22 protein-coding genes are annotated in these 20,766 nt (G+C 61.9%); 11 read left to right on the top strand and 11 right to left on the bottom strand.

Annotated features, from left to right (window positions below; genetic code table 11):
* The first annotated feature begins 5 nt into the window (after positions 1 to 5).
* Both QEO92_RS27210 and QEO92_RS27205 read left to right on the top strand, forming a co-directional pair.
* Positions 6 to 1,064, top strand: a complete 1,059-nt coding sequence (locus tag QEO92_RS27210; RefSeq protein ID WP_227705328.1) for an ABC transporter ATP-binding protein — start codon at positions 6 to 8, stop codon at positions 1,062 to 1,064.
* Positions 1,065 to 1,082: 18 nt separating this feature from the next.
* Positions 1,083 to 2,333: an MGH1-like glycoside hydrolase domain-containing protein gene (locus tag QEO92_RS27205; RefSeq protein ID WP_227705327.1), complete on the top strand. Its 1,251-nt coding sequence runs from the start codon at positions 1,083 to 1,085 to the stop codon at positions 2,331 to 2,333.
* Between the two features lie 217 nt (positions 2,334 to 2,550).
* On the opposite strand, the gene QEO92_RS27200 is transcribed toward QEO92_RS27205, so the two are convergent.
* The 4 genes from QEO92_RS27200 to odc2 all read right to left on the bottom strand — a co-directional run bounded on the left by QEO92_RS27200 (position 2,551) and on the right by odc2 (position 5,544).
* The gene (locus QEO92_RS27200; protein WP_227705326.1) at positions 2,551 to 3,084 is read right to left on the bottom strand and encodes a transposase; all 534 of its coding nucleotides are present in this window, start codon (positions 3,082 to 3,084) and stop codon (positions 2,551 to 2,553) included.
* Positions 2,966 to 3,334, bottom strand: coding sequence for a hypothetical protein (locus QEO92_RS27195; protein WP_280107555.1), 369 nt, complete (start codon positions 3,332 to 3,334; stop codon positions 2,966 to 2,968). Before QEO92_RS27195 ends, QEO92_RS27200 begins: the two co-directional genes overlap by 119 nt.
* 396 nt (positions 3,335 to 3,730) lie before the next feature.
* Positions 3,731 to 4,300, bottom strand: a complete 570-nt coding sequence (locus QEO92_RS27190; protein WP_037149852.1) for a GNAT family N-acetyltransferase — start codon at positions 4,298 to 4,300, stop codon at positions 3,731 to 3,733.
* Positions 4,301 to 4,410: 110 nt separating this feature from the next.
* The gene (odc2, locus tag QEO92_RS27185) at positions 4,411 to 5,544 is read right to left on the bottom strand and encodes an ornithine/lysine decarboxylase (RefSeq protein ID WP_037149849.1); all 1,134 of its coding nucleotides are present in this window, start codon (positions 5,542 to 5,544) and stop codon (positions 4,411 to 4,413) included.
* Positions 5,545 to 6,087: 543 nt separating this feature from the next.
* Here odc2 and QEO92_RS27180 point away from each other — a divergent pair.
* The 3 genes from QEO92_RS27180 (at position 6,088) to QEO92_RS27170 (ending at position 8,929) form a co-directional block, all read left to right on the top strand.
* Positions 6,088 to 6,981 (top strand): LysR family transcriptional regulator, encoded by an 894-nt coding sequence (locus QEO92_RS27180; protein ID WP_037149846.1) that lies wholly within the window; start codon positions 6,088 to 6,090, stop codon positions 6,979 to 6,981.
* A gap of 257 nt (positions 6,982 to 7,238) precedes the next feature.
* The gene (locus QEO92_RS27175) at positions 7,239 to 7,889 is read left to right on the top strand and encodes a DUF1007 family protein (protein ID WP_037149843.1); all 651 of its coding nucleotides are present in this window, start codon (positions 7,239 to 7,241) and stop codon (positions 7,887 to 7,889) included.
* The gene (locus QEO92_RS27170) at positions 7,883 to 8,929 is read left to right on the top strand and encodes a nickel/cobalt transporter (RefSeq protein WP_037149840.1); all 1,047 of its coding nucleotides are present in this window, start codon (positions 7,883 to 7,885) and stop codon (positions 8,927 to 8,929) included. The genes QEO92_RS27175 and QEO92_RS27170 overlap by 7 nt, the downstream gene beginning before the upstream one ends.
* Before the next feature lie 13 nt (positions 8,930 to 8,942).
* On the opposite strand, the gene QEO92_RS27165 is transcribed toward QEO92_RS27170, so the two are convergent.
* A complete protein-coding gene (locus QEO92_RS27165) occupies positions 8,943 to 9,932 on the bottom strand; it encodes a zinc-dependent alcohol dehydrogenase family protein (protein WP_037149837.1) in 990 nt (329 codons plus the stop codon).
* A gap of 100 nt (positions 9,933 to 10,032) precedes the next feature.
* Here QEO92_RS27165 and QEO92_RS27160 point away from each other — a divergent pair, with 100 nt between their 5' ends.
* Positions 10,033 to 10,932, top strand: a complete 900-nt coding sequence (locus QEO92_RS27160) for a LysR family transcriptional regulator (RefSeq protein WP_227705325.1) — start codon at positions 10,033 to 10,035, stop codon at positions 10,930 to 10,932.
* 6 nt (positions 10,933 to 10,938) lie between these two features.
* On the opposite strand, the gene QEO92_RS27155 is transcribed toward QEO92_RS27160, so the two are convergent.
* From QEO92_RS27155 to QEO92_RS27140, 4 genes are all read right to left on the bottom strand, one after another.
* A complete protein-coding gene (locus QEO92_RS27155) occupies positions 10,939 to 11,139 on the bottom strand; it encodes a dolichyl-diphosphooligosaccharide--protein glycosyltransferase subunit 2 (RefSeq protein WP_227705324.1) in 201 nt (66 codons plus the stop codon).
* On the bottom strand, positions 11,136 to 11,831 hold the full coding sequence (locus tag QEO92_RS27150; protein WP_227705323.1) for a GNAT family N-acetyltransferase: 696 nt from the start codon (positions 11,829 to 11,831) through the stop codon (positions 11,136 to 11,138). The genes QEO92_RS27155 and QEO92_RS27150 overlap by 4 nt, the downstream gene beginning before the upstream one ends.
* Positions 11,832 to 11,903: 72 nt before the next feature.
* Positions 11,904 to 12,617 carry a tellurite resistance TerB family protein gene (locus QEO92_RS27145; protein WP_227705322.1) on the bottom strand — a complete coding sequence of 238 codons (714 nt, stop codon included), beginning with the start codon at positions 12,615 to 12,617 and terminating at the stop codon, positions 11,904 to 11,906.
* Positions 12,618 to 12,707: 90 nt separating this feature from the next.
* Positions 12,708 to 13,346, bottom strand: coding sequence for a 2-dehydro-3-deoxy-phosphogluconate aldolase (locus tag QEO92_RS27140; protein WP_227705321.1), 639 nt, complete (start codon positions 13,344 to 13,346; stop codon positions 12,708 to 12,710).
* Positions 13,347 to 13,502: 156 nt separating this feature from the next.
* Between QEO92_RS27140 and QEO92_RS27135 the strand changes: the two genes are divergently transcribed.
* The 4 genes from QEO92_RS27135 to trhO all read left to right on the top strand — a co-directional run bounded on the left by QEO92_RS27135 (position 13,503) and on the right by trhO (position 16,596).
* Positions 13,503 to 14,000 carry a CYTH domain-containing protein gene (locus QEO92_RS27135; RefSeq protein ID WP_227705320.1) on the top strand — a complete coding sequence of 166 codons (498 nt, stop codon included), beginning with the start codon at positions 13,503 to 13,505 and terminating at the stop codon, positions 13,998 to 14,000.
* Positions 13,975 to 14,967 (top strand): CHAD domain-containing protein, encoded by a 993-nt coding sequence (locus tag QEO92_RS27130; RefSeq protein ID WP_227705319.1) that lies wholly within the window; start codon positions 13,975 to 13,977, stop codon positions 14,965 to 14,967. Before QEO92_RS27135 ends, QEO92_RS27130 begins: the two co-directional genes overlap by 26 nt.
* Before the next feature lie 108 nt (positions 14,968 to 15,075).
* Positions 15,076 to 15,573 (top strand): VOC family protein, encoded by a 498-nt coding sequence (locus QEO92_RS27125; RefSeq protein WP_227705318.1) that lies wholly within the window; start codon positions 15,076 to 15,078, stop codon positions 15,571 to 15,573.
* A gap of 78 nt (positions 15,574 to 15,651) precedes the next feature.
* Positions 15,652 to 16,596, top strand: coding sequence for an oxygen-dependent tRNA uridine(34) hydroxylase TrhO (gene trhO, locus QEO92_RS27120; protein WP_227705317.1), 945 nt, complete (start codon positions 15,652 to 15,654; stop codon positions 16,594 to 16,596).
* A 4-nt stretch (positions 16,597 to 16,600) separates the two neighbouring features.
* On the opposite strand, the gene QEO92_RS27115 is transcribed toward trhO, so the two are convergent.
* A complete protein-coding gene (locus tag QEO92_RS27115) occupies positions 16,601 to 18,796 on the bottom strand; it encodes a bifunctional diguanylate cyclase/phosphodiesterase (RefSeq protein WP_227705316.1) in 2,196 nt (731 codons plus the stop codon).
* A 143-nt stretch (positions 18,797 to 18,939) separates the two neighbouring features.
* On the opposite strand from QEO92_RS27115, the gene QEO92_RS27110 reads away from it, so the two are divergent.
* A protein-coding gene (locus tag QEO92_RS27110) for an IS630 family transposase (RefSeq protein WP_227705302.1) occupies positions 18,940 to 19,886 on the top strand; the annotation gives its coding sequence in 2 pieces (ribosomal slippage) (positions 18,940 to 19,288 and positions 19,288 to 19,886; 948 coding nt in all).
* A 79-nt stretch (positions 19,887 to 19,965) separates the two neighbouring features.
* Here QEO92_RS27110 and QEO92_RS27105 read toward each other — a convergent pair.
* Positions 19,966 to 20,742, bottom strand: coding sequence for a MetQ/NlpA family ABC transporter substrate-binding protein (locus tag QEO92_RS27105; RefSeq protein ID WP_037149814.1), 777 nt, complete (start codon positions 20,740 to 20,742; stop codon positions 19,966 to 19,968).
* Positions 20,743 to 20,766 lie beyond the last annotated feature (24 nt).

The raw sequence follows: 20,766 nt of genomic DNA, 5'->3' as shown, positions 1-20,766 counted from the left end.
TAGTCATGGCCAACATTGTCATCGACCGCATCCGCAAGAGCTTCGGCTCCTTCGAGGCGCTGAAGGAGGTTTCGCTGACGATCAACGACGGCGAATTCGTCTCGCTGCTCGGCCCCTCCGGCTGCGGCAAGACCACGCTCCTGCGCATCATCGCCGGCCTCGAAACCGCAACCTCGGGAGACGTCCGCATCGGCGACAGGTCGGTGATCGGCCTGCCGCCGAAGGACCGCGGACTGGCCATGGTCTTCCAGAACTACGCGGTCTTCCCACATATGACCGTCTACGAGAACGTCGCCTTCGGGCTTCGCATGCAGAAGGCCGACGACGCGCGGGTGAAAGCGCAGGTCGAGAAGGCCGCCGGCCTGCTCCATATCGAGCAATATCTCGATCGCTACCCGAACAAGCTTTCCGGCGGCCAGCGCCAGCGCGTTGCGGTCGCTCGCGCGCTTGCCGTCGAGCCAAAGGTCCTGCTGATGGACGAGCCGCTCTCCAATCTCGACGCGCTGTTGCGGCTTGAAATGCGCACGGAACTGAAGACCGTCCTGCAATCGGCTGGCACGACGACGATCTATGTCACGCATGACCAGACGGAGGCCATGGGCCTGTCCGACCGCATTGCCGTCATGCACAACGGCGTGGTCGAACAGGTCGGCACGCCGGTGGACGTCTACAATCATCCGGCGACGCGCTTCGTCGGCGGCTTCATTGGCAATCCGCCGATGAATTTCATCAAGGTGCCGGTCTCGAACGGTCAGGTGGCGGCGGGTGCCGAACAATTTGTGGCACCGAAGGAAGCAGTCGGCGAGGTCGTCCTCGGTCTGCGCGGCGAAGCCGTCGAACTGGTCCCCCTCCCCCAGGGGCTCGAAATGAAGGTTCGCGTCGCCGAGCCGATGGGCTCGCATCTGCTTCTGACCGGCTCGATTCACGATCAGCCTGCGCGTGTCATCCTGCCCGCGTCCGAGACTGTCAGGAGCGGCGACACGATCGGCCTCAAGCTCGACCGCAATCGCATCACATGGCTTTCGCCCGAAAGCGGCAAGTCCTATCCGGCCGTCGCGGCCTGAGAATCCTGGAGTACCGGCATGAATACGCATATCGATGAGGCCAAACGGATTCTCGTCACCAACGACCGCGGTGGCTATACGGTGCCGACCGACCGGCTCTATCCCTTCCAGTGGAACTGGGATTCCGCCTTCGTCGCCATGGGCTTCGCGCTCTACGACACCGATCGCGCCTACCGGGAGCTCGAGCGCCTCGTCGAGGGCCAGTGGGCGGACGGCATGATCCCGCATATCGTCTTCCACCAGCCGAGCGATACTTATTTTCCCGGACCGAGCGTCTGGCGCACCAAGCACACGATCCCGACCTCCGGCATCACCCAGCCACCGGTCTTTGTGATCGCACTGCGCAAGCTGCACGAAGCCGCAGGCAACAAGGACCGCACCCTGCCGCTCTATGAAGCGGCGTTGAAATGGCATCGCTGGTGGTATTCGGCGCGCGATCCGGAAGGCACCGGCCTCGTAGCGCTCCTTCACCCCTGGGAAAGCGGCAGCGACAACTCGCCGGCCTGGGATGTCGCGCTCGCCCGTGTGCCGACCACGACCGACACGCCCGTCGTGCGCAAGGATACCGGCCATGTGAATGCCGAGATGCGCCCGCGCGACGAGGACTACAGGCGGTTCATCCATCTAGTCGACACCTATGCCGCCTGCGGCTGGGACCCGGCGAGACAATGGGAAAAGGCGCCCTTCAAGATCGCCGAGATCCAGACCACCGCAATCCTGCTCAAGGCCGGTGAAGACCTGGAATATCTTGCCCGCCTGTTCGGCAGAACGGAAGACGCAGCCGAGATCGCCACCTTGAACGAGCGGACCCGTCAGGCAATACTCGTCCAATGGCGCCCTGCCCTCTCCCGCTTCGTTTCCCGCGACCTGATCTCTGGTGAGGATGTCGAGGCCGCAACCCAGGCCGGCTTCATTCCGCTCCTCTCGCTCGATCTCGACAGGCAAATTGCGGATGCGCTGGTCGATGAGATGAAAGCCTGGTCGGAAGGGCTGAAAGTTGCTTTCCCGACCACAAAGCCGGGCATCGCAGGCTGGGAGCCGAAGCGCTATTGGCGCGGCCCGGCCTGGGCGATCATCAACTGGCTGCTGATCGATGGACTGAAGCGCAACGGCCATACCGAAGCGGCGGAAGAGCTGCGCAGATCGACGGTCTCGGCGATCGAGGCGGAAGGTTTCGCCGAATATTTCGATCCGATCACCGGCGAAGGCTGCGGCGGCCTCGGCTTCTCCTGGACGGCCGCCGCCTATATGTGGCTGATGAAGGCTTGATCATATCTTCAAATGAGACGGTCGCCGACCAGGCGCCTCAGTTTGTCGATAACGGCCCGCCGCCTTTCCTTCGTCATGCTCGTCCTCGGGTTTAACCCGAGGATGTCCTGAGGATCTGACTACGTCAGAGTTTTCCAAAATTATCACTATACAATCAATAATTTAGCAAGTTACGGCAGATCCTCGGGACAAGCCCGCGCAACTGTGTTGTTGGTTGTCAAGGCTGGAATGCTTTGTTGTCCCGGATGGCGGCCTTGAGGGTGGCGAGCAGGCGTCTTGCGACGGCGATGACGACAAGCTTGGCAGGCTTTCCCTTTTCGCGCATGGCCGTTGAAACGGCCTTGAACGGACCGCAGCGGCAGGCGGCGAGAGCAGCCATGTAGAGTGCATCGCGCACTCGTTTGCGCCCGCCCCAGATGCAACGTCTGTCGTGCATGGCGCCGGTGCCGCAGGCCAATGGCGCCAATCCGGCAAGCGCGCTGATGGCACGCCGATCCCGATGCCCGAGCTCGGCATGTGGGCCAGGAGGACCTTTGCCGTTACCGGTCCGACGCCGGGCGCCGAACAGAGGATGGCCTTTTGTCTGCGCAAGGCAGGCGACGAGGCCATGAGCGCATCCATTCGTGCCTCGATCATCTCGATCTGCCGGTCGAGGGCTTCGATGACCTGGTGCAGGCTCTCCTCGAGCCAGCCGGCTGCGGCTGGGCCAGGCGGATACGCGCGCTCTTGCGCATCTCCACCAATTGGTCACGGCGTTCCATCAGGTCGCGCAGTTCCAGCCGCTCCGGCTCCGGTCGCACCTGTGCCGGCAAGTCCATCGTCACGCCATAGCGCGCCAGAATGTGGGCATCGACCCGGTCGATCCTGGCTCCTGGCCAGGAAACCGACGGCCTGGGCAAACTGACGCGCCTTGCGTGGGTTGGCCTGGTGGAAGGGCTGTCCGGCTTCATGCAGCCGAAGGCACAGAGCCCGATCGTAACGACCGGTCGCTTCAAGGACACAGAAGCCCTGCCGTCCGCCCAGCTGTGCCAGGAAGGCATCGTGCCCTTTCGCGTCGTTGGAAAACCGGCTTCGTCGGCCAGTCGGATGAAGAAAGCAATCCAGCCATTGTTTGGAAACGTCGATTCCGACGATGCAAGATGCTATCGTCATGAGGCCCGTCCTTATCCTGCGGGATCGCCGCGCCAACGGCCTCCCGATCAACTGTTCGGGTGACAAAAGTCGAAACGGCAGTCTACGGGGCTCGGCCACCGTTTCTCACTACCAAAGATGACCAAGGTACGCTCCCGACCCCCTCAATCTAACAAATCGACACGGCCAGCATAGATAAGGATGACGTCATGCATGCCGGAAGGTGCGTCAACAAGGGAAACGCAAGGCCTGCAGAATGCTTTGGATCAGGCGAGCTTGCGTCCGCTTGGCACGATCATGCCCGCAGCACCTTCCAGCCAGCCGGCCTTCAGCTCCAGCGCCAGGAAACGGGAGCGCTCGAACGGGCCGGGCATGACGAGATGCCGGGTCTTGTCGGCAAAGAAGCCGAACCGCTCGTAATAGGCTGAGTCGCCGACGAGCAGGATGGCGCCGTGGCCGCGCCCGCGGGCTTCGGTGACCGCCGCCCGCATCAGGGCGCCGCCGATGCCCTTGCCCTCGTGGGCGGAATCGACCGCCAGCGGCCCGAGCAGCAGCGCCTCGATCGGCTGGCCGTCGGGGGAAATACCGGCTTCGATGTTCCACAACCGAACCGTGGCGATCACGTGTCCCGCCGTATCCCGGGCGACGAGCGCCAGCCCTTCCGCCGGCACGCGGCCGCGGCGGATCTTCTCCGACGACTTCAGCCTCCGATCCGGCCCCATGGCACGGTCGAGCAGGTTTTCGCGAGCAACCACGTCGGCCGGAGTTTCGGCGCCTATGGTGAAAGTGGGGTTCGGCGCAAAGAATGCGCGCACAGAATCAAGAACAGCGGCCATCTTGGCCTCCCGTACCCAATACCGTTATCAGCGGCGATGAAGAGGAATTGTGGATTTGCCGCCCCGGCTGGGTACGGGGCTGGCGGTATTAGGGAGCGGAAATCCGCCCCTTAGATGACGTAGGCCTTCAGAGGCTCGAAGCCGTTGAAGGCGACCGCCGAATAGGTCGTCGTATAGGCGCCGGTGCCTTCGATCAGAACCTCGTCGCCGATGGTCAGCGTCACCGGCAGCGGATACATGTTCTTCTCGTAGAGCACGTCCGCGCTGTCGCAGGTCGGGCCGGCCAGAACGCAGGGTTCCATCGCATCCTGATCCCGCTCGGTGCGGATCGGATAGCGGATCGCCTCGTCCATGGTTTCGGCGAGACCGCCGAACTTGCCGATGTCGAGGAAGATCCAGCGATGGTTGTCGTTGTCCGACTTCTTCGACACGAGAACGACTTCCGCCTTGATGACGCCTGCATTGCCGACCATGCCGCGACCCGGCTCGATGATCGTCTTCGGCAGGTTGTTGCCGAAATGCTTGCGCAGCGAAGCGAAGATCGCCTGGCCATAGGCTTCGGCGGACGGCACGTCGCGCAGGTACTTTGTCGGGAAACCGCCGCCCATGTTGACCATCTGCAGGTGGATCCCCTGCTTGGCAAGCTGCGCAAAAACGCGGCGTGCATCGGCAAGCGCCGAATCCCACGCATCGACCTTGGTCATCTGCGAACCGACATGGAAGGAGACGCCGTAGGATTCCAGGCCAAGCTGGTGAGCGTAGACGAGCACGTCGACGGCCATCTGCGGCACGCAGCCGAACTTGCGGGAAAGCGGCCATTCGGCGCCTTCGCCATCGGTCAGCACGCGGCAGAACACCTTGGCGCCCGGAGCGGCGCGGGAAATCTTCTCGACTTCCTCATGGCTGTCGACGGCGAACAGGCCGACGCCAAGCGCATGGGCGCGTGCGACGTCGCGTTCCTTCTTGATCGTATTGCCGAAGGAGATGCGGTCGGCGGTGGCGCCGGCGTCGAGTGCCATCTGAATTTCTGCAACCGAGGCGCAGTCGAAGCTCGAGCCCATGGCAGCGAGCAGCTTCAGGATTTCCGGAGCCGGGTTGGCCTTGACCGCATAGTAGATCGCGCTGTCCGGCAGGGCGTGACGGAAGGCGGTGAAATTGTCGCGCACGACGTCGAGATCGACAACAAGGCACGGTCCTTCCGGACGTCGGGTCTTGATGAAGTCGAGAATACGAGCAGTGGTCATCGGTCAGTCCCTTCGAAATCTCAAAGCTCCGGCGAACCGGAGGACAAAGGACGGATGAGAATGCACCTGGACCCAGCCGGTGGAGACACTGGTTCCTTGACACGCTCAAACGCGCGATCTTTGGATCAACGCCCTGCCACGAGCGAAGATCCGGCTTTGTCTGCCATGGATTGGAGGGAAAATCCCAACCGCACTTCCGGCAATGATGGTGTGCCTCTTCAGTATTGCAGGCTGATGGAAAGCCTGCAGAGACCAGAAAGGCCCGCACCGTCGTTGCTTCAAGATGTCCTCGCATTTCCCGGTTGGCCGGAATAGCGACTGGAGGGGTTAATTCCAGGTACCTTACCGATGACCTCACCTTAGGGATGGTTCCCAGTTCGAGGGTCGGCGGACACCCACAGGCACGTGCGACTTTGGGCAAGCCGGGAGATAAGAATATTCGCGGTCATAATCAAGAGATTTTTTTACCGTCGTCAAAAATTCGCATTGCACAATGGAACATGAAATCCCACCTAGGACATCACGCAGCCAAGGGGGCGACATTTGGATACTTTGACGCGCATGCGGGCCTTCATTGATGTGGTTGAAGCGGAAGGCTTTTCGGCCGCCGCCAGGCGAACCGGCCGGTCCAAGGCCCTGCTGTCGAAATACGTGCGCGAACTGGAAGACGATCTCGGCGCGCTGCTACTCAACCGCACCACGCGTCAGTTCTCGCTGACCGAGGCCGGCCACACCTATTACCGCACGGCCGCGGACATCCTGAAGGAGATCGACAACCTCGCTGACCTGGTGCGCGAAAACAATGCCGACTTGAAGGGCCGCCTGCGCGTTTCCGTGCCGCGCACCTTCATCGATGCGGAAGTCGGCCAGTCGATGATCGACTTCGCCAAATCGCATCCGGATGTCTCGCTCGAAATCGTCGCAGAAGACCGGTTCGTCGACCTGATCGAGGAGAATTTCGACCTGGCGATCCGAATCACCAAGCTGGAGGATTCGGGTCTCATCGCCAGAAAGCTCTCCGACTTTCGGGTCTATGCGGTGGCGACCGCCGACGTGGTGGCAAAATACGGTCCGCTCGAGCATCCCCAGGACCTGAACCGCGTCCCCTTCATCATCGACACCAATTCCCGCTGGCACAACAATGTCCGGTTCACCGACAAGGACGGCTCAATGATCTCGGTCGCCGTCACCGGCCCGATCGAGGTAAACAGCCCGCAGGCGACTCTGCGTGCCGCCCGCGCCGGCATCGGGGTGGCGATCATACCCGATTTCATTGCCAATGCGTCGATCCAGTCGGGCGAACTCGTGACGCTCTTCGACGACTACATCGCCAAGGATCGGGGCATCTATGCGGTCTATCCGCATCGCCGCTACCTGCCCGCCAAGGTGAGAAGCTTCGTCGATTTCCTCTCCGCCTGGTTCCGCCGGCAGCATTGAGGGACTACCTTCTGCATAGGTTGAGTCGAAATTCCGTCCCAATTGTGCGGCACAGCGCGAGGGACGAAGTGGAGCGATCTCAGATGGGAAAGAAGACAATGCGGCATGCGATCTCCCCCCTTGAGGGGGAGATGCCCGGCAGGGCAGAGGGGGGTGTTCCGGCGTGTTCATCTCCGACTGATCTTGCCGCAGCGTCGCTACCCCCCTCTGTCACCTCCGGTGACATCTCCCCCTCAAGGGGGGAGATCATCGGGAGCTTGCCGAGACGCTTCGCCCTACCTCTCGTCGCACTGGCGTTCACATGTCTGCCGCTGCCGGCGCTCGCCCATCCGCATATCTTCGCCGAGGCGCGGCTGGAAGTCCTGGCCGGCAATGACGGCAATCTCGCCGAACTGCACAATGTCTGGCGCTTCGACGAAGTGTTCTCGTCCAGCGTCCTGCTCGACTTCGACAAGAATACAGACTTGAAGCTCGATGCGGCCGAGCTCGCCGAACTCGGCGAAACGATGCGCAATTCGCTTGCCGACTACCACTATTTCACGACGATCACCGTGAATGGGGCTTCGTTCGAGGTGCAGAAGCCGGACGTGATCCACGCCTCGCTCGACGAGAACAACCAGCTTCTCGTCATCTTCGCGGTCAAGCCGGAAAAGCCGGTCCCGCTCAAGGGCAGACTCGCCTTCGGCATTTACGATCCCTCGCTCTACACCTCGATCGACTTCCCGACCGATGGCGACCTGGTCGTGCAGGGAGCAGGCTTTGCCAAATGTCAGCACAAGGTCGTCCGGCCCGATCCCGACGACGTGATCTCCCAGAACAGCGCCTCATTGACGGACGCCTTCTTCAGCGATCCGGCCGGCACCGACATGTCGAAGCTCTTCGCCACGAGGCTGGAGGTGACATGCTGAAGTCTCGCCGGGCCCTGCCCCTCATCGTCATGACGGTGCTGGCGGTCGCTGGCGCGGCACATGCGCAGTCGCCGCTCGGGGTGGGATCGGCCGAACCGGCATTTTCGATCGGCGGGCCGCTCGGCCCCTTCTTCGCCTGGATCAACGCCCACCAGCAGGCTTTCTACCGGGCGCTGACCGGCGCGCTGAAGGCGATGCGCGAGGACCCGTGGGCGCTCTCCGGCCTGATCGGCCTTTCCTTCGCCTATGGCGTCTTCCACGCCGCCGGCCCCGGCCACGGCAAGGCGGTGATCTCCTCCTACATGATCGCCAACGAGGTTCAACTCAGACGCGGCATCGTCATCTCCCTCGTCTCCGCCCTGCTGCAGGGTGCAGTCGCGATCCTGCTGGTCGGCGCCGCCTATTTCGTGCTGCGCGGCTCCGGCATCACCATGACAGCCGCGACCCAGGCGATGGAGATCGCAAGCTTCGCGCTGGTCGCTCTCTTCGGCGCCTGGCTGCTGGTGAAGAAGATCCGGGCGCTCAGGATGCGCGTCGTCACCTTGCCCATGGCCGCCCCCGCAGGCGCCGGGCGCAGCACGACCGGGCTCAACTTCCAGGCCGTCGAGATCGACGACCACGAGTATCAGGGCGAAGGCGAATATTGCGAAACCTGCGGCGTGAGCCATATGCCCGACCCTGCGATGCTGAAATCGAAGGATTTCAGCCTGCAGGAAGCCTGGTCGGCGATCATTGCGGTCGGTTTGCGACCCTGCTCCGGCGCGATCCTGGTGATGAGCTTTGCGCTTCTGAACAGCCTCTATCTCGGTGGCGTGCTTTCCGTACTCGCCATGTCGATCGGCACGGCGATCACCGTGACCATCCTCGCCATCCTGGCGGTATCCGCCAAAGATGTGGCGGTGAGGATCGCCGGCCCGGGCTCGCGGGCAGGTCGACGTGTCACCCACGCGATCGAGATCGGCGGTGCGCTCTTCGTGCTGCTGGTGGGTCTTTCCCTGCTCGGCGCTTCGTTGCAGGCTTCGAGCCTTGTTGGCGGCTGATCGCGAAAAGCGGTCAGATGGTCACGACGATTTTGCCGAACTGCTCGTTCGATTCGAGAAAGCGGTGCGCCTGGACGATTTCCTCGAAAGGAAAGGTTCTGGCGATCACCGGTCGGAACACCCCCCGCTCCAGCCCGTCGCGGATGAATGCCTTGGCCGTTTCCAGCCGCGCCGGATCGCCGATGATCTCGTGAACCAGGTAGCCACGCAGCGTCAGGCATTTGCCGAGCACGGTGAATAGCGGGAAGGGCGTTGGTTCCGGGCTCAGCCCGCCATATTCGATAAGGATGCCGCCCCGCGCCATCGCGGCCGTCAGGGGCATGAAGATCGATCCGCCGACCGCATCGAACACCACTCTCACGCCGTCCGGACCGGCAATTTCTTTCAACCGGCCCTCCAGATCCTCCTCTGCCGAGGCGATCACATGCGTTGCGCCATTTTTCAGCAAAGCCCCTTTCTTGGCTGACGTCCGCGTGACAGCAACGGGTATCGCACCGACCAGCTTGGCGATTTGGACCGCGGCCAGTCCGACGCTGCTCGATGCTGCGGTGATGACGACGAAATCGCCTCGTTGCAGCCTGGCAATATCGATCAGCGCGCCATAGGCGGTAAGATGGGACATCCAGAGAGCAGCCGCGGCCTCGAAGCCGAGCGATGGCGGATGCCTGACGACGAGATGTTCGGGAAATACGACGAACTCGCCATAGGCGGGCCAGCGGATCATGGAGATCGGCGGCACGATGCTCACCATATCGTCCGGCGCGACGCCTGACACACCTTCCCCGACCGCATCGACGATGCCCGCCGCTTCGAGCCCGAGTCCCGAAGGCAGGGTCGGCGTCTCGATATAGGTTCCCGCCCGCAGCAAAGCCTCGGCTCGGTTAAGACCGAGCGCTTTTACGCGGATACGTACCTCGCCTGAACCCGGCCGCGGGACATCGACATTCTCGATCCGCAGGACTTCCGGGCCACCATGTTGATGGAAGCGGACAACGCGCGCCATTCTCAACTCCAAAACGATTGAACGGAATAAGCTATGCCAACGCCCACAGAAGCGATAAAGAGCTTTCCCGGCACGACAGTCGAAACCAGGAGTTTTCAATATGGATCGTCTGACCAGCATGGCCGTGTTCGTCAAGGCGACCGATCTGGGCTCCTTTGCGGCCGCAGCTGACGCGCTTGATCTTTCCGCTCCCATGGTCGGCAAGCACGTGCAGTTTCTCGAAGAACGGCTCGGCGTCCGCCTCCTCCACCGCACCACGCGCCGCCAGAGCCTTACGGATTTCGGTCGAGCCTATTACGACCGCTGCCGCATGATTTTGGCGGAAGCCGAGGCGGCCGATGCGCTTGCCGCCGACCATCAATCCGAACCGCGCGGAAAGCTGCGGATCGCCATGCCCGTGCATTTCGGCCGTCATTGTGTCCTGCCGATCCTTATGGAATTCGCGCAGCGCCATCCGGCAGTCGAACTCGATCTGTCCTTCAATGACCGACTTATCGATCTTGCAGAGGACGGCTACGATCTGGCGATCCGCACCGGCGATCTCGATGACAGGGCCGGCGTGATCGCCCGCCGCGTCGCGCGCCAGCCGATGCTGGTCTGCGCATCACCGGGTTATCTTGCAACTCGTGGCCGGCCGGTGAAGATTGAAGAACTGGCGGCACACCAAGCGGTCGTCTACCGCCGGTCAGGCCCCGTCCCTCCGTGGCTTTTTCCCCGCGATGGGCAATCGCCGCTGGAAATATCGCCGCCCAATCGGTTCCGGCTCGATGACCTGGACGCGGTCGCCGATGCCGCGGCGGCGGGAATGGGGTTAGCCTGGTTGCCGGGTTGGCTCGTTCATGAACGCATTCGCAAAGGCTTGCTCGTGCAGCTTCTGCCGGATGAGCCACCTTTTCTCTACGATTGCCATGCGCTCTGGCTGCAGACGCCGCACCTGCCGCTGAAGGTGCGCCTCGCGGTCGATGCACTGGCCGCGGCCCTGCCGCGGTTCATGGCATGAAGACGGCTATTTGCGCCGCTGATAGCGCGCTCTCAGCCAGAAGATCGCGAAGAAGCCGAGCAGCAATGCCGCGCCGACAATGAAGCCGAGCGCCGGCGAAAACTCTCCGATGCCGAGCACAATGGCCGGCAGGAAATAAATGACGAGGCCGGCGCCGATAAGGATAACGGCAGCGGCGATTGCCTGTGATCTGGTTTCGGGGCTCATGCGGCCATGTCCTTGGCAATCCCGGCGCGAATATCTTCGAGCCGCCGCCTCTGCCTACCTTCCGCGTCGAAATTCTCCGGCAGGAGCCAGGCCTCGAAGGCGGCCTTGATGAGCGGCCAATCCGTGTCGATCATCGAGAACCAGGCGGTATCGCGATTGGCGCCCTTGGAGATGACGTGCTGGCGGAAGACGCCTTCGAAGGTGAAGCCGTAACGCCGCGCCGTCGTCTTGCTCGCCTCGTTTTCGTTATGGCATTTCCACTCGTAGCGGCGGTAATCGAGATCCTCGAAGGCGTGCTTGGCCATCAGGTAATGCGCTTCGGTCGCAATCGGCGAGCGCTTCATCGAAAGCCCGTGCGCGACGGAACCGACCTCGACCACACCGTTCTTCGGGTCGGGACGCATGTAGCTCGCCATGCCGACCACCTTGCCGGTGGCGTTCTCGCGGAAGACCAGCGTCACCCAGTTCGAAACGGCACGGGCGTTCTCGATCCAGGCGCCAAGTTCTCCGGCTTCGGCATATTCGTCATTGGGAAAATATTTGAGCAGATCGTTGATGCCCGCCTTGCCGCCCAATGCATCCCACAGCGCCTGAAGGTGCTTTTCCCTCTCATAGGGTTCGAGGGTCACGAACCGGCCCTTGAGTGTGACCGGAGCGGGAGCGGCCACCTTGTAGTTCTTGAGATCGCGCATGTCTGCCTCTGCCATTGAGCAAAGAGGCTTAGGCCAGCGGCGGGGCAAACGCAACTGGCCTGAAGGCAGCGATCAAACCTTCACCTTCGCCGCCGAGACGGTGGCGTCGATATGGTCGATCAAAGCATCCGGCAGGCCGAGGCGACCGGCAAGCAGGTCGAGATAGCCACGTTCGGCACGCGTATCTGGATCGATCGTCAGCCGCGTGGCGGCATAGATTTCGACCTTCTGCTCTTCGGTCCTGGCTGCCGCAACTAGCTCGTCCATATCGACCGGATTGGCGAGTTCGTGCTCGATGAAAGCCTCCGCCTCCGAACCGAGATCGACCGCGTGCACCTTTTCCATGATGTTGGCGCGCTCGCTCTCGTCGATATGGCCGTCCGCCTTGGCAGCGGCGATCATGGCGCGAATGAGCGTGAGCGCGAAATCGTTGGTGAGCAGCGGCGATTGCGTGCTGAAAGCGGAATCGGCAGGCGGCGGCAGGACGGGCGTCCCGGCCTGTGGCGATGGCTGCGGCACGGTCTCCGGCGACTGGCCGGACTTGTAGTTCTTGTAGGCGAGATAACCGAGGCCGGCGATTGCGGCGAGGCCGCCGACCGTCGCGACATTGCCGGCGAGTTTACGGCCGGTCTTCGTGCCTAGAAGAGCCGCGACGATCGCGCCGGTGGCAAGCGGATTGTCCCTGGCGAGCTGGCCCGCCTGCCCTGCCCTGTCCTTCACCGTTCCCGAAAGGCCCGGCACCTGCGAGCCCAGGAACTGGTCGAGAAGCTTCTTGGCGTCAAACATCGCGTGATCTCCCTGTTGGTTTCGGGAGCAAGATAGGAATGCGATTGTGAAATTACAAAGACGGGGTTGTGAGCGTCTCGCCGCGGGCGATCAGGCCTTCAGCGCCGCCGCTTCCGAAGCGAGCTTCGTGATGCCGGTCCAGTCGCCGGCCGAAACGAGTTCCTTCGGCGCCACCCAGGAGCCACCGACACAGACGACATTCGGCAGTGAGAGATAGTCGTTGGCATTCTTCAGCGAAATGCCGCCGGTCGGGCAGAACAGCGTCCCGGCGAGCGGCGATGAAAGCGCCTTCAGATAGGCGGCACCACCGGCCTGTTCGGCCGGGAAGAATTTCAGGACTTCGTAGCCTGCCTCGCGCAGCGCCATGACTTCGCTGGCCGTTGCAGCGCCCGGCAGCAGCGGCACGGGCGAATCCTTGGCGGCGGAAAGAACGCCCGGCGTCGAGCCTGGGCTGACGATGAAGGTCGAGCCCGCCTTGACCGCTGCCTCGAAATCCCTCGCATTGAGGATCGTTCCGGCGCCGACATTGGCGCCTTCCACTTCCGTGGCGACGGCCTTCACCGCGTCAAGGGCTGCCGGCGTGCGCATGGTGATCTCGATCGCCTTCAGACCGCCGGCGACGAGTGCCTTGGCAAGTCCGACCGCCGATTTCGCATCGTCGACGATCAGCACCGGGACCACGGGCTGCAGCTTCAGGATAGAAAGCAGCTTTTCGCTCTTGCCGGCCATGGCGATAATCTCCGCTAAAACGATTGAAACTGAGCCCGGAGATAACGCCCGAGACCTTCATTGTCGAGAAAAAACACCATGCGGCAGCAAGGCGGGTTTGCCAAATCAAACCTTTGCACTAGGGTTACAGGAGTTCCTGAGTGATATAGGCGGCGCATGGCCAAGGAAATCGAGCGCAAGTATCTGGTGAAGGACGATGGCTGGCGTTCCGAAGTGTCGTCGTCCTCGGATTTCCTCCAGGCCTACATCGCTTCCGGCGACGACCGCTCGGTCCGTGTCCGGATCATGGACCACGCTCGCGCCACGCTCACCATCAAGATCGGTCGCAAGCTCATCGCCCGCGACGAATTCGAATACGACATCCCCCTCTCCGATGCCGAGGAAATGGTGCAGAGCGCCGTCGGCATCGTGCTCGAAAAGACCCGCTACGAGGTGAAGCACGAGGGCTATGTCTGGGAGGTCGATGTCTATGGCGGGACCTACAAGGGGCTTATCGTGGCGGAAGTCGAGATAGAAGACGAGAACGCGAGCCCTGAACTCCCCGGCTGGGTGGGACGAGAGATCACCGGCGACCGGCGTTATTCGAATGCGGTGATGGCGACTGAGGATTTGAGCAGGGAGCTGATCAATGGCCTATCGTCTGCGGCCCGATAAGCCCTTCACTACTGAATTCCGCTCGGTCGCCGAAAGCCAGCTTTTGAAAGCGATCCGTCTGATGGAGGACCAGCCGGACGGGCCGCACGAGGCGGTGCACGATGCCCGCAAGCGGTTCAAGCGGGTACGCTCCCTCTACCGGCTGATCCAGCCGGACGCGAAGGAATTCCGCCGACGCGAAAACGCCCGCATCCGCGACATGGCGCGGACGCTTGCAGGCGTGCGCGACGCGACGGCCCTGGTGGAAACCGTGGATTATCTCGCAAGCCTGGCGGATTCGGCTGAAGAACTGGCCGCCCTTGCTTTCGCGTCCAAGACATTGACGGAGCGGCGCGACCGGATCGCCGCCGAGGAGCACGACCTCCCGGCCAAGATGGAGGCGGCGGTCGCAACCTGCCACGAAGCGATCGGCGCCATCGAGGAGCTCGAATTGAGCGACGATCCCCATAAGACCGCCAAGCGGCTTGCCAAGGCCTGGAGGAAGCAGCGGCTGAGGGCGCATGGCGCGCTTGCCGCCTGTGCGAAACACGGCGATGCCGAAGCCTATCACGAACTGCGCAAATGCGGTCAGATCTACTGGATGCACATTTCGCTGCTCGGCGAGATCTGGCCATCCGCCATGCTGGCGAAACAAAGGCAAGCCAAGGACCTCGTCGACCTGCTTGGCCACGAGCACGACCTTTCCGTCTTGACGGGGCTCGTCAATGAAAGCCCGGAACTTTTCGGCAACGGCGACACGCTCGCCCTCATGCTCGGCGCCATCATCGCACGTCAGCAGGCGCTGAGACACGAGGCCCTGGGAAAGGCGGAGGATGTCTTCGCCGACAGTGCGGAGACAGAAAGCTCCCTCATCGCCATTCTCTGGGAAAAGGCGGCCGACACCCCTCGCAGGGAGCGCAGGGCGGTAAAGGTCCACAAAGGGCACGAAACGCATCCGCAAGAAACCACGTTGCGCGAACCGGTCTGAGGCAGTCTTCTCAGGAAGAAATGACATCCCGATTGCACACCCGGATTGGAATTGACGGAAACACCTATTGACCTCAAGTCCAGTTGAGGTTGCAAGCTTCGGAGGTCGATGAAACAGACCTTTGAGGAAAACATGCCTGCAAGTACGACAACGCCCCAGATCCAGGGCATTTACGAAACTCATCTTACCGTTGCCAGCCTCAAGACCTCCATCCCATTCTACCGTGACGTCCTTGGGCTGGAACTTGCGGCCGAGTTCATCGAACGTCGCATTGCGTTCTTTTGGGTAGACGGTAAGAAGAACGGCATGCTCGGTCTCTGGGAGACGGGCACCGGTCCTCTGCGGATGCGCCTGCACCTCGCATTCCGTCTGGCGCGAGACGAGATGATGCAGGCCCCTTCCCTGTTGCAGGCAAAGGGTATCGAGGTGCATGGCTTTCACGGCGAACCCATCACTGAACCGATCGTCATTGGCTGGATGCCGGCGCTTTCGCTCTATTTCCATGATCCCGACGGTCATTCGATTGAGTTCATCAGCGTACTCAATGACGAGCCGGATGCCGATTTCGGTATGCGGCCCTACGCGGAGTGGACGGCACGACGATAGCAATTCGCATCAAGACGCATCACGATCCAAGAAAGAAACCACGTTGCGCGAACCGGTCTGACCCTGTATTTCAGCGCCATGACAGACAATCTCGCTTTATCCCGCCCCGAAACGACGGGCGCCTTTCTCGTGGCCGCGCTCTACCATTTCGCGCGTTTCGACCGCTACGAGAGTTTTCGCGCGCCGCTGCAGGCCTTCTGTGATGAGAATGGCATCAAGGGGACGCTGCTCATCGCCCGCGAGGGCATCAACGGCACCGTCGCCGGGACCGACGACGCGATCGCCCGCCTTCTGGCCTACCTGCGTTCCCAGCCGGAATTCGCAAAGCTGGAACACAAGGAGAGCCGGGCCTCGAAGATGCCTTTCCTGCGCATGAAGGTGCGGCTGAAAAGGGAAATCGTCACGATGGGCGTCGAGGATATCGATCCCAACCGCATCGTCGGCACCTATGTCGATCCGAAGGACTGGAACGCGCTGATCTCCGACCCGGACACGATCGTCATCGACACCCGCAACGACTACGAGACGGCAATCGGCATCTTCAAGGGCGCCGTCGATCCGAAGACCAAGACGTTCCGCGAGTTTCCGGACTGGGTGAAGAACAATCCCGGCCTGCACAACAAGCCGAAGATCGCCATGTACTGCACCGGCGGTATCCGCTGCGAGAAGGCGACCGCCTTCATGAAGGAGCAGGGTTTCGAGGACGTCTACCACCTGAAGGGCGGCATCCTGAAATACCTCGAGGACGTGCCGCAGGAAGAAAGCCTCTGGGAAGGCGCCTGCTTCGTCTTCGACGAGCGGGTCTCGGTCGAGCACGGGTTGACGGAAGGCCCGCACCGGCTCTGCCATGCCTGCCGCAATCCGATTTCGGCCGAAGAGGTCAATTCGCCCTATTTCGAGGAAGGCGTTTCCTGCAGCCATTGCTATCACACGCGGACGGAAGAAGACCGGCTGCGCTATCGCCAGCGGCAGCACCAGATCATGCTGGCAAAGAAGCGCGGCGAGAAGCATATCGGCGGCTGATTTCTCAAGCCGCGCTGAGGCCGCCCGGCCTCCGGTCGCCGCGATAGAGGGCGTCGATTTCGCCGGCCGACATCGGTTTGCCGAACATATAGCCTTGCAGCTCGTCGCAACCGCTGACCTTCAGCGCCAACGCCTGGTTTTCAGTCTCCACGCCCTCGGCCGTCACCGGAATATCGAGCGCACGGGCAAGCGCCACCGTCGCCTGCAGCATCTCGACGGCGCGCCCCCCTCTGTCCAGGGCATGCACCATCGACTTGTCGAGCTTCATCCTGTCGAAGCCGAATTGGCGGAGATATCCGACACTGGAAAAGCCGGCCCCGAAGTCGTCGAGGGCGATTTTCACGCCAAGCTGTTGCAGCGTGGCGAGCGCTATACGCGCACGGTCCGGATTCCGGATGAAATAGCCCTCGGTCATTTCCAGCGTAATGCGCGCCGGGTCCGTTTCCGCCTCCCGGAAGACCGCCCCGACATGCACGGCAAAGGCGGGATCGCGGAACTGTCCCGGTGAAATGTTGACGGAGAGCCTCAGATCCGGCCAGTGAGCGATCATCTCGCAGGCGCGGCGCAGCACAAACAGCCCAAGCTGATCGATAAGGCCGGTCGATTCTGCGATCGGAATGAAGACGTCGGGCGACACCGGACCATGCCCCTCGCGATCCCAACGGGCGAGGGCCTCGACACCGACCAGACGCCATGTCTGCGCATCCACCACGGGCTGATAAACCACATTGATTTCGCGTCGCTCGATTGCCCGCCTGAGATCAATCTCCAGCATATTGCGCTCCTGGCGCTCCGCATCCATCTCCGGCTGGAAATGCACGGTCCGGCCGCCGCCGGTCTCCTTGGCGCGATACATGGCCATGTCGGCATGCCGCACCAGTTCCTCGCCTGAAATCCCGCCCCGTCGGGAGATGGCAACGCCGATGCTGGTTCCGACGGTCGCGACCCGTTCGCCGATCACGAAGGGCTCGTCAAGGAAGCCGTGGATTCGGTCGCTCAGGATATCCGCGATCCGGCAGACATGCGCGGAGGAAACAGCAACGGCGAACTCGTCACCGCCAACCCGGGCAAGGATCGCCTCCTTGCCGACAAGCGCCTTGAGGCCGGCCGCCACACCGCGGATCAACCTGTCGCCGGTGCCGTGGCCATAGGCGTCGTTGACCTCCTTGAACCCGTCGAGATCGAGATAGAGCAGAGCTACGTCGATGCCGCCACGGCGGCTTTCCAGGACAAGGCCGTCCAGTGCGGCAAAGAAGCCTGCCCGGTTCAGAAGCCCGCTCAGCCGGTCTCTCATCGCAAGGTGCCGCGCAGCCGCCTCATCCGCTTTCAGCCGGTTCAGCGTCTTGCTGCCGGAGACGAAGAGAAGCAGGAAGAACAGGCCGACCATGGCAAGTGCAGAATAGACGAGCGGTCGCACCTGCGCATACGCCATATTGCCCGGCAGTCGCGAACGCCAGACAAGCTGCTGCAGCACCTTGCCATGGATATTGCGGATCTCCACGGTATTGGGCGTCACCTCGCCCGCATCGGCAAAGCGAAGGCCGTCGATGACATAGGTCTCCGCGAGCTTCTTGACCTTTGCCTCGTCCAGATGGCGTGCAAAGATCAGGAAGCGGTGGCTCTGCGGCGATTGGTCGAGGGCGCCGGATTTCTGACGGATCAACGCGACCCCGACGGCAGCCACGCCCTTTTTGGTCCGGATGAAGCCTGCCGCTTCCGGCACAGCGGCAGGACTGGCAGAACTCGCCATGTCGAACAACGTCCAGAGCGATGCGTCGAGATAATCCCGCGGCGACCAGGTAACCGGCTGACCGTCCTGATAGGCCATGAGCACGTTCCGGTCCGCATCCATGACCACGGCAAGGTCGAAGAGATCGCTATTGACGGTCATGTCACCGTAGTTGCTGACGATCCACTCCTGATCGCCGGCGTAGACGAACCTGGCGGCATCGTCCCAGGCGGCATAGTCGTTCAGCGTCGCGTGGAGCTGATCTTCGAACGTATGGATCGCGCCTGTGGTGGTTTCCCGCGACCGGGCGTCATCAAGACGATTGGCATGGTCCGCAAGACGATCGAGCGCGGTCAGAATGAAGGTCGTCACCAGGACGACGACGACCGCAAAAACAAACAGCATCGACGTCACGGCGGAACGACGGCCGACGGAAACGGGGCGCCGAAAACGTGACGGAAGAAACCGCATGGAATACCTCGTTGGATTTTACATCTTTCGCGGGTATTCCTTCAGATAGCGTTAGAGCGTTTCCCTGACTGATTGAATCTTTGTGGGCTTTGCAAATCAGGCGCTGTCTGATTCAAACTATCTGCCGATGGAGGTCGGCGGATATGTCGAAAGCCCTTTCAGTCGATCTGCGTGTTCGCGTGCTTGCTGCTGTTTCCGCTGGTGCGACCCACCGAGAAGCTGCTGAACGGTTCGGCGTGAGTGCCGCAAGCGTCAGCCGCTGGCGAAATCTGCAACTTCACCAGGGCGACGTGCGACCTGGTCCTCTTGGCGGAGATCGAAATTCCCGAAAGACAGAGGCCCATCGCGAGGCGATCATGGCATGGCTCGCTGAGCACCGCGATGGAACCTTGTTCGAGCTGCGTGACACGCTTTCTGCCCAGGGCATCACGATCAGCAAATCGGCTTTGCACCGGTTTCTTGTCCGGCACGGCCAGACTCGCAAAAAAAGACTGGCCACGCGGTAGAGCAAAGCCGTCCCGACGTCCTGGAACAACGTCAGCAGTGGTTCGATGATCAACTGGACCTTGATCCTGCCAAGCTCGTTTTCATCGACGAAACCTGGACCGCGACGAACATGGCGCGCACCCACGGACGATGCAGGAAGGGAGAGCGCCTGCGAATGGGCTTCCCGCACGGCCACCGCAAGACCACGACGCTGGTGGCTGGCTTGCGCAGCACAGGAATGGTTGCGCCGCTCGTCATCGACGGGCCGATCAACGGAGAATGGTTCGAGGCCTATGTCGCCCAGGTTCTTGTGCCGACCCTGAAGCCTGGCGATGTCGTCATCCTTGACAATCTCTCCAGCCACAAGCGACCGGCGGCGCGTGAGATGATCGAGGCTGCCGGTGCGCGCATGCTCTTCCTCCCGCCCTACAGCCCAGACTTCAATCCCATAGAGAAGGCATTCTCAAAGCTCAAAGCGCTCCTACGCAAGGCGGCAGAGCGCACCGTATCGGGCCTTTGGGACAGGATCGGAAAACTGCTCGACCTCATCGAGCCTCAGGAGGCGCGCAATTTCTTCACATCATGCGGATACGATCCAGCATGAAAGGGAAACGCTCTAAAGAAGAAGGCCGGCCCTCGCCTTCGAGGACCGGCCCTGCAAAGAAATACAGAAAATCCTGAAATTACCAGGCTGCGACGACCGCACCCTTGAACTGGGTATTGACGAAATCCTTCACGGAATCGCTGTGATAGGCCTCGATCAGCGTCTTGACCCAGGCAGCATCCTTGTCCTTAGCGCTGACGGCGATGACGTTGATGTAGGGCGCCTTCTCACCTTCGCGGGCGATCGGATCCGTCTTCGGATTGAGGCCGGCTTCCAGCGCGTAATTGGTATTGATCACCGACGCGTCGACATCATCGAGCGAGCGAGGGAGCTGGGCGGCATCGAGTTCGGCGAACTCGATGTTCTTCGGGTTTTCGGTCACGTCGGCCGGGCCGATCTTGAGGCCCTTGGCGGCGTCAACCTTGATCAGCCCCTGGTCGGCGAGGATGAGCAGCGCGCGACCGCCGTTCGTCGGATCGTTCGGGATGGCGACGGTTGCTCCGTCCTTCAGCTCGTCAAGGCTCTTAACCTTCTTCGAATAGACGCCCATCGGGAAGTTGACGGTCTGGGCGACGCTGACGAGATCGAACTTGCGATCGGCCACCTGGTTGTCGAGATAGGGCTGGTGCTGGAAGGAGTTTGCATTGAGCTCGCCGTCCGCCAGTGCCTGGTTCGGAACCACGTAATCGGAGAATTCGAGGATATCGATATCGAGGCCCTTGCCGGCCGCCACTTCCTTGACCTTTTCCATGATCTGGGCATGCGGGCCGGGGGTCACGCCGATCTTGATCGTTTCCGCAAGTGCCGGGGCGGCTGCCAAAGCGGCAAACGCCGCCGCGATGATGAACTTCCTCATGGGTGTCTCCTTCAGGTTGTTGTC

Source organism: Neorhizobium petrolearium, from assembly GCF_029854435.1.
In the GTDB taxonomy this organism is placed as follows: Bacteria; Pseudomonadota; Alphaproteobacteria; order Rhizobiales; family Rhizobiaceae; genus Neorhizobium; species Neorhizobium petrolearium.
Note: the sequence above shows the minus strand (reverse complement) of the source record. Positions and strands in the feature narration are given on the sequence as shown.